Genomic DNA, 13,271 nt, shown 5'->3' with positions numbered 1-13,271 from the left:
TTAACAGAAAATAGGGAATAAGGTTTAGAAACCTAGAAATATGTGAATTGTTAAGTATTCGTACAGATGAAAGCTGGTGAATTTATATGCTTACGGAAATGTTTCGAGAAGCCAAACATACCGTTGTTCTTACTGGCGCGGGAATGAGTACAGAAAGTGGCTTACCTGATTTTCGATCTGCCATTGATGGTATGTGGAATGATGTCGATCCACTTCAGTTTGCAAGCAGAGATGCCATGCAATTCGAACGAGATTTATTTGTTCGTTTTTATAAACAACGAATTCAGAAGTTGAAAGGTGCCCGTCCTCATTCTGGGTATTATCATTTAGCGGAATGGGAGCGGACTGGTGATATTGGGTGCATCCTTACACAAAATGTTGATGGCTTTCATCAACAAGCTGGGAGTCGTAATGTAGCTGAGATGCATGGAACATTGTGTGATATATATTGCGATGAATGTGGTGAAAAAGCTTCTAGTGATGGTTATTTAACCGATGAAATCACATGTGCTTGTGGGGGCTTTAAAAGGCCAGGAGTAGTCCTATTTGGTGAGCCTCTCCCGTTAAATGCCATACATCAGGCGAAAATGGAAACGAAAAAGGCAGATCTGTTTATTGTTTTAGGTTCGTCGTTACAAGTTTCGCCTGCCAACGTGTTTCCAATGGAAGCAAAAAGGAATGGTGCAAAATTGGTGATTGTTAACCAGGAAGCCACAGAGTATGATTCATATGCAGATTTGGTTATTAACGATAAAATTGGCAAAGTTCTTGATGATCTTGTTAAATCTAACACTCACTAGATAAATAGTAGCAAAAGTCCTGTCACTAATAAGAAGTAACAAAAAATACCGATAATCATCGGTATTTTTGTTTTGGGTGAATTTGCCCTATTTTTCTAACATAGTTAATAGTAAGATGACGTTAAAGAGTGTAGGGAGGGAACGAGATGATCTTTTTGAAACCGATGAGCGATTTTGATTTTTCTCAGTTTATGGACTCCTCAATAGATAGCTATGCAGAGGAAAAAGTTAAAGCGGGAAATTGGAAAGAAAATGAAGCACTTGAAAAGTCTAAACAAGAATTTGATAAACTTTTACCAAAAGGACATCATACGGCAGATCATCTGCTTTTTTCAATTGTGGATGCTGAAAACAATAGTAAGGTCGGAAGCCTTTGGGTGCATTGTAAAGTAGAAGCGATGGAAGCTTTCATCTATGAGTTTGCTGTTGATGAAGATCAACAAGGGAAAGGTTATGGAACGAGAGCAATCCGAGAACTTGAACAGATACTACAAGAACAAGGAATTGAAGGACTTTCACTACATGTATTTGGTCATAATAAGAAAGCGATCAGGCTATATGAACGACTGGGATTCGAAACGACTAACATGAATATGAAGAAAACACTAAGTACTCTTGGTTAGTCACTTGAGATAAAGGGGGGAACCATTTGAACAAGCTTAAAAAGATGACGGTTTTTTGTGGCTCTAGTGAAGCTGTTGACACGGAATACTTTACAGCTGTTGAACAACTTGGGCGTGCGCTCGCGGAAAAAGACATTGAAGTCATATATGGCGGAGGAAATGTCGGTTTGATGGGTGCACTCGCAAGATCGGTGCTTCACCACGGTGGAAAAGTAACCGGTATTATTCCTCGAAAGATATACGAAAATGTAGCACATATTGAGTTATCAGAGCTAATAATAGTTGATACAATGCATGAGCGTAAAGCAAAAATGTATGAATCTGGAGATGCCTTCATTGCTCTTCCAGGTGGAATTGGTACACTTGAGGAGCTAACTGAAATTTTCACATGGTATCAACTCGAATATCACAATAAGCCTATTGGTCTTTTGAACACAAAGAATTACTATGCTCCTTTCTATACGATGCTTGAGCACATGGTTAGCGAATCGTTTCTACATAAGCGTTACTTGGAGCCATTATTAAAAGAGGACAACCCGAGTAAGCTTGTTGAGCGAATTCAAACACACACAGTTCCATTAATGAATAAATGGAAGCAAAATGATATAGGAGATCGTATTTAAGTACCGGAATGAACCGGTACTTTTTTATTTAATGTTTTTTCGTAGACATAGTTGCTATAAAATAGTGGTTGATTTCCACTCCAGTCCGCCCCGCGGAAAGCGAGCATCCTGGAGTGGAAGTCAACCACTGCTTATATAGCAACAATCTTTTAGAAAAGAACATTTTAATAGAGAACTTAAATTACAATCTAAATATTCTGAAAAAAGAAGGGTTTTAGTATATGTAAATGGAACTATACATACGCAACCCAAATCGAATAACAGATGGAGGGGTATGGATGTATGTAACAATTGGTTCTTTATTTCTACAAACAGTCAAAAAGTATGGTAAGGAGGAGGCGTTAGTTGACTCGGAACGAAACATAAGGTGGACATATGAGCAATGGAATCATGAAGTGAATCGATTAGCTAACGCTTTATTAGATGCAGGTGTTAAAAAAGGAGATCGGGTTTCAACGTTTCTTTTTAATACAGTTGAATTAGGGACTTTATTTTTCTCATGTGCTAAGATTGGTGCCGTCTTAAATCCAATTAATTTTAGACTGAAATCAAATGAAATCGCTTACATAATTGAGGATGCAAAGCCGTCCATTTTTGTTTTCGAGAAAATGCTAGAGCCGGTTGTATCTGCCATCCAAGAGAATTATCCAGAAGTATCGTTCTGGTCAATTGATGAAGGTGCACCCGCTTATGCTGAAAGCTATACTCAGCATCTTCGTTTGTCCAGCGATCGTGAACCGGCAGTAGACGTTGATGAAAATGACTTGTATGCAATTATGTACACAAGTGGTACAACTGGCAGACCAAAAGGTGTGATGCATAGGCATAGAAGCATGGTTGAACAAAGCTTAATGTGTGGTGCATCACTTCATCTAAAGCAAAAAGATAGGGGACTGGTAGTTGCTCCAATGTTTCACTGCGCAGAACTTCATTGTAGCTTTCTACCTAGAGTTCATTTTGGTGCAACGAATGTTATTCTTCATCATTTTGAGCCTAAAAAAGTTCTTGAAACGATTCAGAATGAGAAGATATCATTGTTCTTCGCTGCACCAACGATGTGGAATATGATTCTTCAAGAGGATTACTCTCGATATGATCGAAGCAGTTTACGTGTTGGGTTATACGGTGCTGCACCAATGGCACCCTCTCTAGTTACCGCTGTGAAAAATCAATTAGGAATTAACTTAATTCAAGCGTATGGCATGACCGAGATGGGTCCTGCAGTCACCTTTCTTGATGAGCACGAACAACTAGCTAAAGTAGGCTCGGCGGGTCGTGCGGCTATTAATCATGAGGTGAGAGTTGTGCGTCCGAATGAACATGGGCCTTCTGAACCTGAAGATGTTCTTCCTAGCGGTGAAGTGGGAGAAATTATCGTGAAAGGCCCTTCTATGATGATGGGGTATTACAATAGACCTGATGCATCAGAGACCGCTATGTATAAAGGATGGTATCACTCCGGCGATCTAGGTTATATGGACGAAGAGAACTATTTATTCGTATCAGATCGAGTGGACGATATGATTATTTCAGGAGGGGAAAACGTCTATCCAAGAGAAGTAGAAGATGCGATTCACGGACACAATGCTGTCCTGGATGTTGCTGTTCTTGGTCAACCTGATGAGAAATGGGGAGAGGTCGTTACAGCAGTTATTGTAAAGAAATCATCGATCACTGCTGAAGAGCTTGATCGTTATTGCAAGGAAAGTCCGAATCTCGCTGACTACAAACGTCCTCGGAAATACCTTTTTGTAGATGAGCTACCGAGAAATGCAAGCGGTAAAATACAAAAGTTTCGCCTTCGAGAACAGTTCCAGGTAAAATCGAACACGTAAATTCCGACCGTCTATTGTAAGTTGGACAGTTGTTGTCATAAACTTGTATAATAGAAAAATTGCAGGGTAAAAAGCGGGCTTTAGCTCGCTTTTTTCTATGGTTACATGAATTCATGAATTTTAATCTGTCGTACATACTAACATGGAATAGGAGGAAGAGCTGATGATTAAGTTGTTTACTGATAGCGACCTTGATGGAACTGCGTGTGCTCTTATTGCGGAAATAGCTTTTGAGGGTGAAGCAAACATCACACATTGTACATACCGAAATTTAGATGACAGAGTAGAAGCTTTTCTTGAGCAGAATACTAGTGATCCTGTTTTCATTACCGATTTATCTGTAAATAGTGACGTTGAGCACCAGCTCGAATCGCGTTATCAAACAGGAAGTCACGTTCAAATGATTGACCATCATGCATCAGCGATGCATTTCAATGATTATGAATGGGGATTTGTAGATCCAGGGAATGAGCAAAAGACGTGTGCTGCTACTTTGTTTTATCAATTTCTACTAGAAAAAGAAAAGATAGAGCGAATGGAAGCTCTTGAACAATTTCTCGAACTTGTTAGATTATATGATACTTGGGATTGGGAAGAGGAAAATGAAGTTGATGCGAAACGTCTGAACGACTTGTTTTCAATAATGGGCAGAGAAACATTTAAGTCAGAAATGCTTCGTAGGTTAACACGTGAGCCAGATACTTTTGCTTTCCATGAATCAGAGGAAATGATTCTTGATCTTGAAGAACGTAAAATTGAGCGCTATATACATCAAAAGAATCGCCAACTTGTTCAAACGTTTATTGATGAATATTGTGTTGGTCTTGTCCATGCTGAATCCTATCATTCGGAATTAGGTAATGAGTTGAATAAGCGAAATCCTCATCTTGACTTCATAACGATTATAAACGATGGTAGCAGGAGACTTGGGTTCCGGACCATCCATGATGAAGCTGATGTATCAGAGTTTGCATCCCGTTTCGGTGGTGGGGGACATCCAAAAGCTGCGGGTTGTGAGCTGAATGAAGAGACCTTTCCGGTGTTTGTGGAAGCTTCGTTTGAACTAAAACCGCTCAGAACTGATGCAGAGCGTAATCGGTTGAATCAGCGTAACTCTGAGAGTGGCTCTTTCTATGAAAATCATGACGGAAAAATTATCTATATTCGTCCAAGCAGAGGAAATGAATGGGAAGTCATGTGTCGAGGAGAGATTGAAGACATTGTTTTCCATCGTTTTGAAGATGCAGAACGTCACGTGAAGAGGAACCATCAGGCTTGGTTACGATCAGACCGAGCAGTAATTGATGACTTTGTAAGTGTGCTTCCTCTTACAAAGGATCAGGTAATCGAACGGTACCACACGATGATTAAAGCAATGCTTCACCAAAAAGAAGATGCTCTCAGCTGAGGGCATCTTTTTATGTACTTACTAGCAATGACTGTTTTTTAATTCAATAACATGGGTAAAGAATAAAGCATGCCCATGGTCGCAACCATTGCGTTGTAAGCTTGTAATTTGGGTGTGAAAGGAGAGTACAGTGAAACGAATGCTTGGTAACAATCGTTACTCACAAGTCCTTTACCAGACACAGAAAGCCAGGGCACGATGCATGATTTTGGAGAAAGAACCGTACATCAGGACCATCGCGACACTAACTGGGTTCTCAGAAGAAGAGATATTGGAATCTCTTGAATTTGGTGATGTCGATTACATCATGAAGCTGCGATTGCACTATAGTTAGAAACAACGTTTTGTGTTGTAGGGCTTAAGGGCATGCCTCTCTATGAATCCTAATGAAGAGTGCAGCTAGTCGCATTTAAACCGACTATTTCGAGATGAAGTAGTCGGTTCTTTTTGTTCGTTTTAATGAAAATAGCGTTTCATAAAGTAGAAATACTCACTTGAGTCTGTCCGAGTTTGGCGATCTATACATGATCTAAAAGCATTTTACATATGAATGTTTTATACTCAAGGAGGTGTATTATATTGCCAAGCATGCCAAAATACAACAAGAAACTGGCGCTAAGACTATTATATATCTCCCAATTAACATCCTATCAATATATCCACGATGGAAAGGTGCCTTCTGCTCTTCTTCCAAAAGGGTTTCGTTGGGTAAAAGGCTTTAAAGCAAACCCATTAAAGAATGATAAACAGAAAGAGTGTTTTGGATTTATTCTTCAGTCGGATAATTCAGTTGTCATTTCCTTTCGAGGAACGAAAAGCTGTGCAGATTGGATGGCGGATTCGGAGGTTGCCCAGCTTCCTTTTCACGGTGGTTATGTGCACAGAGGGTTTCTAGACATTTACAATAGCTGTAGTACTGAAATTTTTAAAGAATACGATAAACTTACATCACCTAATAAAACGTTATATGTAACGGGGCATAGTCTCGGTGCTGGTCTTGCAACGTTGCATGCAGTGGATGCCGAAATACAGAAATCGTTCGAAAATATCGTATTGTACAACTATGCGAGCCCTAGAGTTGGTGATATGCAATTTGCCTCAATTTATAAGTCACACATTAAGAACAGTATGCGATTTGTAAATAAACATGATGAAATACCAAAACTACCAGGTAAGAATACGCATAGACCACCTCATACATGGGAATATGAACATGTCGAACCACATATCACATTTAAATTAAGAAACCATCATTACGATCTCTCCTTTAACCATTCATTTCTTGCATACCGCAGGGGGATCAAGAATTTGCCGTTTACTTTTGTGCAGGATTAATAACTGCGAAACTTTAATAAACTGGACTTTAAAGTACAAAAAGGAAGCTAATCAGATCACGGATCTGATTAGCTTCCTTTGCTTATAAGGTGAACTTTACTAAGAACTAACGCTCGATTGTTTCCTGTGCTTCGAAAGAACGGCTTTAATCTGAAAATAAGTTATCTCCTCAGGAAGTTCTTCTTTCAAAGGTTTTAATTTGTCATACCCAATCGCTTCTGCTTGATCAAGTATGGCCTGCTCTATTTCTTGAGACATGAATGCCTGCACGTCAGTTATTAAGCCTTCTTCAACAGCTTTCAGAAGATGTCCCTCAACGGTTGATGGACTCAATCCCCTTGTAGCAGCAATAATTGAAATATCCTTTCCCTCTTCAAATAGCTTAAATGAAGCTTTGTGACTTGCTTCGTCAGAGGTTTCTGGCTTCGCGTTTGCAGCTGAAAGTAGTTCAAGAAAATCTTCCCCATATTTTTCATATTTCATATCGCCGATACCTTTAATCTCGAGCATTTCTTCTCGGGAAGAAGGTGTTTTAGCACTCATTTCCCGAAGTGTGCTATCTGCAAATACAACATATGGAGGGACGTTATCCTTGTCCGCAATTTGCTTTCGAAGTGTGCGAAGCTGAGTGAACAGGTGATCATTTTCTTCAATAGCAACAGGTTTTCTTGCAACCTTCTTATAAATAGTATCCTGTCCCTTTAGAACAGGCAAAGTCTTTTCCTGTAATACAAGGGTAGGATACTTACTTTCTGTTAGTACAATGTACTGTTCAGCTGTAAGGAAATCAATCATATCCACGATTTCCTGCTGTGTGAAGTGTTTTAATAAACCAAATGTTGATACGTGATCAAGTCTAAGCTCATTAATTCGTTTCGATTTAGAGCCTTTTAGAATTTGAGCAATAATCGTTTTACCGAATCGTTCGTTCACTCGTTTAATGGTTGAGAAAATCATCTGCGCTTCACGTGTGATCTCAACTGCTTCTCGCTCGTCAATGCAATTGCTACATTTCCCACATTTGTATCCAGGGCGATCATCACCAAAGTAATGAAGGATCGTCCCTTGGAGGCATTTCTCTGTATGACAGTAGTCAACCATAGCCTTCAATTTTGTGAGCTCAGCTGATTTTCTAGAAGAATCATGCTGGTTTTGATCAATAAGAAATTTCTGCACATGAATATCGCCAGGTGAAAAGAGGAGGAAGCAATCACTCGGTTCTCCATCTCTTCCAGCTCTTCCAGCTTCCTGATAATAGGATTCCATGTTCTTCGGAAGATTATTGTGAATGACGAATCGCACATTTGATTTATCAATCCCCATTCCGAAAGCATTTGTAGCCACCATTACTGAGATGTTATCGAATAGAAATTCTTCCTGAGCACGTTTACGCTGTAATTCTGTCATGCCGGCATGATATTTACCTACGCTAATACCTTGTTTCTGTAATGAAGAATAAAGCTGATCCGCTTCTTTTCTGGTCGCTGTGTAAATAATTCCTGATTCTGAAGGGTTCTGACTAATATATTTGTCGATAAAAGACTTTTTCTTTTCTCCTTTTACGACAGAGAAATGAAGATTCTCACGTGCGAATCCTGAAATAAATGTTTGTTCTGTTGAGATGTTTAGAATGCGTTGGATATCGCCTATTACTTCAGGTGTTGCGGTAGCTGTTAAAGCAATAACTGGCGTTTGTTCACGGAAATGATTTAGCATACTACTAATTTTCATATAGCTTGGTCTAAAGTCATGGCCCCATTGCGATATACAGTGTGCTTCGTCAACAGCTATTAGAGAGATGGGCGTACGCTCTAGTAATCGCTGGAAAGTTGGTGCTTCTAGTCTTTCAGGAGCAATATAGAGAAGCTTGACTTCACCATTCTCAGCTTCTTGCATCTGTTCTCTAATTTCAGTATCGGTCAATGAGCTATTAATATAAGCTGCATCAATTCCATAGCTCCGAAGCGCATCCACCTGATCCTTCATTAAGGAGATAAGAGGTGATATCACGATGGTTAGTCCATCTGATAGTAAAGCTGGAATTTGATAACAGATTGACTTACCTCCACCGGTTGGCATAATGCCAAGTGTATTATGGTTGGTTAGAATACTAGTGATAATGTCTTCCTGACCACCTCTAAAGTGGTCATATCCGAAATAATGTTTAAGTTGATCTCTTGCTACTTGAAGCATCGTATCTTCCTTTCTATCTCGCAAGAAGTTCGTTTGCTTTTCTCATCTTACCGTATTGATTGATGTGTGTATAGAGAACGTATTTGAAGTTTTTAAACCGTTTGGAGTGGCCACTTAAATTGGATAATTCTAATTGATAATGGACAAAATAAGGAAATATGGAGAGAAAATAGGTTTTTAATTTCATTTAAAGGGGAATTAGACGATGGGTGATTGGATTGAAATTGTCCTAAGGTCACTGTTAATCCTTGCAGGTTTATTTATCATTACAAAGCTATTAGGTAAAAAGCAACTATCCAAGCTTTCTTACTTTGAATATATTGTGGGAATTATTATAGGTGATATTGCAGGTAGCTTATCGATGGATGCGGAAGCAAATTTAATAAACGGAGTAACAAGTATTTTAGTCTGGACGCTCATTTCAATCTTTCTTAGCTATATTTCTCTAAAGAATAAGAAAGTAAGGGATATTGTAGAAGGCAAAGCAAGGGTATTTATTAAAGATGGCAATATTCTTGAAGGTAATCTGAAGAAGGAACGTTTTACTTCAGATGAACTGCTAGAAATGCTGCGTAAAAAAAATGTTTTCTCTGTTCGGGAGGTAGAATTTGCACTTCTTGAAGCTGACGGTGAGTTAAGTGTGCTACTTAAACGAGATTATAGAGCTGTAAAACCATCTGAATTATGGCTTCAACTACCCGAAGACAAAGAACCAAAAACAATCATAATGGATGGTCAAATAATGGAAGACATGGTCAAAAAAGTGGGCAGAAGCACAGAGTGGCTTCAAGGCATACTTGCAGATAAACATGTTAAAGTGGAAGATGTCTTTCTTGCCCAACTTCATTCTGATGGTAAGCTATCATTGGATTATTATCAGGACGGGGTTCAGCAGGATGAAGATTAATGGAGGATAGTTATGGAGAGAGTTTCATCTCATACAAAAGAAGAATTGATTGTACACCTACTAGAGAAAGGAATCTATAAAGTTCAGCATAAACAGCTATATGAATGTTCAAGGACGGAGTTATTCTATTATTATTTGTCTATTACAAGAGACTCCCTTCAAGTTCTTTCTACAAAAATTAGTTCCTAACAGCTTCAATTCCTGAAGCTGTTATTTTTATTAAAAGAATGGACTTATATTGAGAACTGATACGAATAGTTTAACGAACAACTTAACAGCACAAACAGAGAGTTTTTGTCTAGTTTTGGCGAAAGCCTTCACAAAGTATAGGAAAATTTGGATAATAGTTTTGTACGTAAGAGAAGGAGGGGTGACGAACCTTGTTATATATTAAACAGGATACAAAAGAAGAGTTGCTTCACTGGATAAAGCGTAAGCAAGAAGAGATGATTGAAATTGGTACAGAGAAGGGTATTTCTCACGAAGAAACATTGCAATGTAGTCAGGAGCTAGATGATCTCCTAACTTCCTATCAACGTTTGGCCTCCGTCAACCAACTTAGAAGTTAACCTCTGAATAGAATGAAAAATCGCTTCCTTTACAACTGGAGGGTAATCATTTTGAAATTCCTTAATACAATCACGAATTTGTTGAATAAGTACTAATTCCTCACGAACTGCATCATTCATTTCAACAGCCTCCTCGTTCTTTAGTCTATACACTTATCATGACAAATCAGACACATGATCGTCAATCATTTTTGCAAAATTCGTTCAATAGATACGTAAATATTCTTTATTTTCTGTTAAATAAGTACTTTTGAACCACGTGTTGAACATAACATACATAGCGTAACTGAAATTTCTTTAAAAACTTGCATTCAATGTTTGAACATATGGAATAAAAATTATATACTAGAAAGGACGGGTTTTGGTGCCCAATGGAATTTGGGTCCAAACCTCTGTTTATTTCTATACCATTCATTTAACGTAAATGATGATTTGATTGATAAAGGAGGTCTAGCAATGAAGGAAGGAATCCATCCAAAATACCAGCAAGTTGTATTTTTAGACGTTAGTACTGGTTTTAAGTTTCTAACTGGTTCTACTATGGGATCTAACGAAACAATTGAGTGGGAAGACGGTAGCGAATATCCACTAATCAAAGTTGATATCAGTTCTGAATCACACCCATTCTACACTGGTCAGCAACGCTTTAACGATGCTGGTGGTCGTGTTGAGAAGTTCAAAAAGAAATACAACCGCTAGTAGAAATAGAAAACACTCCGTTTACGGAGTGTTTTTTTATTTCTTTACAGTTCTGCAGCATTGCCTATTAATAATCAAACACTACTACTATAGAAACAATCTCTCTGAAAACAGTCTATTTAAATTGCTTTCTTAGTTTTGATAACGCGCTTTTTCTCCATGATTTCACTGCCTCAATACTTACTCCTTCTGTGAACGCAATATCCTTCAACGATTTTTCCTGTTCTATTGCTTGTTGCAGCCATTTATTTTGTTTGTCGGTCAAGCCATTTTTGTACCTTTCTAAATCAGAATTGTAGTGAGGTACAGAGTAAGAGTCTGCATGGTCTTCCCACACGTATTGTGTTTGAAGCTGCTTATAGACTCGAATCTCTTTTCTACAGGCATCTAAGAGCTTGCCGCGTACTTTTACATAAGCAAAAGCTGAGAAGCTTCCTTTTGTTTCATCGTAGTTCTTTGAACATTCCCATAGAGCGATAAGAGCATCTTGTTTATATTTTTCGTACTCATGTGTTAAGTTCATTTTTTTGATTTGGTTTTTAATTAGAGGGGTAAAACGAATGGCTAAATCTTCAAATTCTGTATCTTTCAACTTATTTCTCCAGAGAGGGTGCACCCATCCAGTATTCCGTCGGTAAGTAGAAGATAAGCGATCAGAGTACAAGTGTCATTTGAGGAAACAGATAATAAAAGGAGTATAGTAAGAGGTAAACAGCAAACGATTAATGGAGGGACTGGTTATTTGAATCCTTGAGTATAGCTATAATTACCAATTCGGTAGTTTTAAAACAAATCTCTTTTCTAAAGGCTCTTTTCGTATACTATGTTGCTATAGAGAGCGATTGATTTCCGCTCCAGGATGCTCGCTTTCCGCGGGGCGGGCGGTGAGCCTCCTCGTCGCTAACGCTCCTGTGGGGTCTCACCTGTCCCGCTAGTCCCGCAGGAGTCGAGCATCCTTCCGCTCCAAACAACTAAGTGGTGTTCTCTATAGGTAAATCTTTTAAAAGCTACAATCTTTTAGAAAAGAGCCTTTCTAAAAGATTGTTGGATTTGTATAGAAAAATTCAAACTTCAAAATTGAGAGGAGCCGAAAGTCCTCGACTGGAACTCAACTACTACTCTTAAAGTAACAGGCCGAAACAGCCTCAAACAAAAAAACGATCTGTCGTCAGATCGTTTGGGGAGAGAAGCTAAGCTTTTCGATAGCAAAGCTGGGCATTAATTCCTTTTAATTGAAGTTCGCGAACAATGCGTCTTAACTCTTCTTTTGTCAGGAGCGGCTCTTTCACAATCTTCCACCTCCACGATTTTGTCATACTATTCAAGGTCTAGTGCATCAACAAGGTCAGTTGTATATGAATCGAGTTCAGAAACTCCTTCAAACTGGTGAAGCATCCCTCTAAAAATGAAACGGCGCGGTCTTTCGTTCTCAAGTTCTTTCATAAGAAATCGAACGGTTTCGATTAACTCATTTTTTCTGCTATCCTTAATCGTTAACTGATTAATCGCTGTTTCCATTTCACTTAATAGAATTATTGGGGACTTTTGTTCGCATGCGCCTGACTGAGTTTCTTGATAGATGGAATAGGCTTGATCGAGAGAAAGGAAAGGTTTTGTGTGGTTCCTTAACATTCCTTCTACTACGTCATGCATTCTACTCATAATAAAGGTTGGTAGCTCTTCTACATTTAATTCGATGTCTTGTAAAACGATTAACTTCATGTAAGAAGAGAACATCCCATCGAGTAGGAGGACACAGTCAGGGAGAATGGGGGTAATTCTTTCTCCATATAAGTCTTTAAGACCGCTTGCTAACGTTTGAAGAGAGTCAATTCTAATCTTCATAATTAACTCATCAATTTCTTTGTTCATCGCAATAGCTTGTTCCCTAAATTGCATAATAATAAACTCTTTATGATGTAAAATCTCTTGCGCTTGTGCTTGAAGAAGCTTCTGTAGACGTTCTTCTGGTGTATAAGAATCTAGTTTTGCTTCAGATATCTTTTGTTGTAGTTTTTCGTAATAATAAGAAAAAATGGAGTATAGTACATCATCTTTTGATTGGAAGTGCAGGTAAACGGCTCCTTTAGATATTCCACTTTCATTGGCAATTTCCTGTATAGAAGTTGAGTGGAATCCTTTTTTTGCGAATAGCTGCATAGCCGTTTCAAGAATCAATTTCTTTTTTTCATTCATGTCACACCTCAGTTCGACAACTTAAAATATTGTCAGGCTACTTGTGACCAATTGGTCAATAATAGTATATCATTGTTGCTGAA

14 protein-coding genes are annotated in these 13,271 nt (G+C 38.5%); 10 read left to right on the top strand and 4 right to left on the bottom strand.

Features of this window, described 5'->3' with window-relative positions; genetic code table 11:
* Window positions 1–86: 86 nt before the first annotated feature.
* The 6 genes from FBF83_RS04410 (at window position 87) to FBF83_RS04385 (ending at window position 6,624) form a co-directional block, all read left to right on the top strand.
* On the top strand, window positions 87–800 hold the full coding sequence (locus FBF83_RS04410) for an NAD-dependent deacylase (RefSeq protein ID WP_136945900.1): 714 nt from the start codon (window positions 87–89) through the stop codon (window positions 798–800).
* Between the two features lie 146 nt (window positions 801–946).
* Window positions 947–1,423 (top strand): GNAT family N-acetyltransferase, encoded by a 477-nt coding sequence (locus tag FBF83_RS04405; protein ID WP_136945899.1) that lies wholly within the window; start codon window positions 947–949, stop codon window positions 1,421–1,423.
* Between the two features lie 26 nt (window positions 1,424–1,449).
* Window positions 1,450–2,046, top strand: coding sequence for a TIGR00730 family Rossman fold protein (locus FBF83_RS04400; RefSeq protein WP_240687969.1), 597 nt, complete (start codon window positions 1,450–1,452; stop codon window positions 2,044–2,046).
* A 278-nt stretch (window positions 2,047–2,324) separates the two neighbouring features.
* Window positions 2,325–3,881: a fatty acid--CoA ligase gene (locus FBF83_RS04395; protein ID WP_136945898.1), complete on the top strand. Its 1,557-nt coding sequence runs from the start codon at window positions 2,325–2,327 to the stop codon at window positions 3,879–3,881.
* Window positions 3,882–4,044: 163 nt separating this feature from the next.
* Window positions 4,045–5,289 (top strand): DHH family phosphoesterase, encoded by a 1,245-nt coding sequence (locus FBF83_RS04390; RefSeq protein WP_136945897.1) that lies wholly within the window; start codon window positions 4,045–4,047, stop codon window positions 5,287–5,289.
* Window positions 5,290–5,877: 588 nt separating this feature from the next.
* Window positions 5,878–6,624 (top strand): lipase family protein, encoded by a 747-nt coding sequence (locus FBF83_RS04385; RefSeq protein ID WP_240688019.1) that lies wholly within the window; start codon window positions 5,878–5,880, stop codon window positions 6,622–6,624.
* Window positions 6,625–6,723: 99 nt separating this feature from the next.
* Here the strand turns inward: FBF83_RS04385 and recQ are convergent, their stop codons facing one another.
* On the bottom strand, window positions 6,724–8,817 hold the full coding sequence (gene recQ, locus FBF83_RS04380) for a DNA helicase RecQ (RefSeq protein ID WP_136945895.1): 2,094 nt from the start codon (window positions 8,815–8,817) through the stop codon (window positions 6,724–6,726).
* A gap of 205 nt (window positions 8,818–9,022) precedes the next feature.
* On the opposite strand from recQ, the gene FBF83_RS04375 reads away from it, so the two are divergent.
* The 3 genes from FBF83_RS04375 to FBF83_RS21405 all read left to right on the top strand — a co-directional run bounded on the left by FBF83_RS04375 (window position 9,023) and on the right by FBF83_RS21405 (window position 10,293).
* Entirely contained in the window at window positions 9,023–9,724 is a 702-nt protein-coding gene (locus FBF83_RS04375; RefSeq protein ID WP_136945894.1) for a DUF421 domain-containing protein, read from the top strand.
* A gap of 12 nt (window positions 9,725–9,736) precedes the next feature.
* Window positions 9,737–9,913: a Fur-regulated basic protein FbpA gene (fbpA, locus tag FBF83_RS04370; RefSeq protein WP_136945893.1), complete on the top strand. Its 177-nt coding sequence runs from the start codon at window positions 9,737–9,739 to the stop codon at window positions 9,911–9,913.
* A gap of 257 nt (window positions 9,914–10,170) precedes the next feature.
* Entirely contained in the window at window positions 10,171–10,293 is a 123-nt protein-coding gene (locus FBF83_RS21405; RefSeq protein WP_420875115.1) for a Spo0E family sporulation regulatory protein-aspartic acid phosphatase, read from the top strand.
* On the opposite strand, the gene FBF83_RS20700 is transcribed toward FBF83_RS21405, so the two are convergent.
* The gene (locus FBF83_RS20700) at window positions 10,246–10,413 is read right to left on the bottom strand and encodes a hypothetical protein (RefSeq protein ID WP_169525111.1); all 168 of its coding nucleotides are present in this window, start codon (window positions 10,411–10,413) and stop codon (window positions 10,246–10,248) included. The genes FBF83_RS21405 and FBF83_RS20700 overlap by 48 nt on opposite strands.
* 336 nt (window positions 10,414–10,749) lie before the next feature.
* Between FBF83_RS20700 and FBF83_RS04360 the strand changes: the two genes are divergently transcribed.
* Window positions 10,750–10,992, top strand: a complete 243-nt coding sequence (locus tag FBF83_RS04360) for a type B 50S ribosomal protein L31 (protein ID WP_048310190.1) — start codon at window positions 10,750–10,752, stop codon at window positions 10,990–10,992.
* A gap of 115 nt (window positions 10,993–11,107) precedes the next feature.
* Here the strand turns inward: FBF83_RS04360 and FBF83_RS04355 are convergent, their stop codons facing one another.
* Both FBF83_RS04355 and FBF83_RS04350 read right to left on the bottom strand, forming a co-directional pair.
* Window positions 11,108–11,584, bottom strand: a complete 477-nt coding sequence (locus tag FBF83_RS04355) for a sigma-70 family RNA polymerase sigma factor (protein WP_169525172.1) — start codon at window positions 11,582–11,584, stop codon at window positions 11,108–11,110.
* 725 nt (window positions 11,585–12,309) lie between these two features.
* A complete protein-coding gene (locus FBF83_RS04350) occupies window positions 12,310–13,188 on the bottom strand; it encodes a TetR/AcrR family transcriptional regulator (RefSeq protein ID WP_136945890.1) in 879 nt (292 codons plus the stop codon).
* Window positions 13,189–13,271 lie beyond the last annotated feature (83 nt).

Source organism: Guptibacillus hwajinpoensis, from assembly GCF_005144865.1.
Taxonomy (GTDB): domain Bacteria; phylum Bacillota; class Bacilli; order Bacillales; family Guptibacillaceae; genus Guptibacillus; species Guptibacillus hwajinpoensis_A.
The sequence above is the reverse complement of the archived record's forward strand: the minus strand, read 5'-3'. Positions and strand labels throughout refer to the sequence as shown.

What these genes read in the sequence shown, in the direction of transcription:
- FBF83_RS04350 (WP_136945890.1), bottom strand. Translation starts at nt 13,188, where the DNA reads ATGAATGAAAAAAAGAAATTGATTCTTGAAACGGCTATGCAGCTATTC.
- FBF83_RS20700 (WP_169525111.1), bottom strand. Translation starts at nt 10,413, where the DNA reads ATGAATGATGCAGTTCGTGAGGAATTAGTACTTATTCAACAAATTCGT.
- FBF83_RS21405 (WP_420875115.1), top strand. Translation starts at nt 10,171, where the DNA reads ATGATTGAAATTGGTACAGAGAAGGGTATTTCTCACGAAGAAACATTG.
- FBF83_RS04390 (WP_136945897.1), top strand. Translation starts at nt 4,045, where the DNA reads ATGATTAAGTTGTTTACTGATAGCGACCTTGATGGAACTGCGTGTGCT.
- FBF83_RS04410 (WP_136945900.1), top strand. Translation starts at nt 87, where the DNA reads ATGCTTACGGAAATGTTTCGAGAAGCCAAACATACCGTTGTTCTTACT.
- FBF83_RS04405 (WP_136945899.1), top strand. Translation starts at nt 947, where the DNA reads ATGATCTTTTTGAAACCGATGAGCGATTTTGATTTTTCTCAGTTTATG.
- fbpA (WP_136945893.1), top strand. Translation starts at nt 9,737, where the DNA reads ATGGAGAGAGTTTCATCTCATACAAAAGAAGAATTGATTGTACACCTA.
- FBF83_RS04375 (WP_136945894.1), top strand. Translation starts at nt 9,023, where the DNA reads ATGGGTGATTGGATTGAAATTGTCCTAAGGTCACTGTTAATCCTTGCA.
- FBF83_RS04360 (WP_048310190.1), top strand. Translation starts at nt 10,750, where the DNA reads ATGAAGGAAGGAATCCATCCAAAATACCAGCAAGTTGTATTTTTAGAC.
- FBF83_RS04385 (WP_240688019.1), top strand. Translation starts at nt 5,878, where the DNA reads ATGCCAAAATACAACAAGAAACTGGCGCTAAGACTATTATATATCTCC.
- FBF83_RS04395 (WP_136945898.1), top strand. Translation starts at nt 2,325, where the DNA reads ATGTATGTAACAATTGGTTCTTTATTTCTACAAACAGTCAAAAAGTAT.
- recQ (WP_136945895.1), bottom strand. Translation starts at nt 8,817, where the DNA reads ATGCTTCAAGTAGCAAGAGATCAACTTAAACATTATTTCGGATATGAC.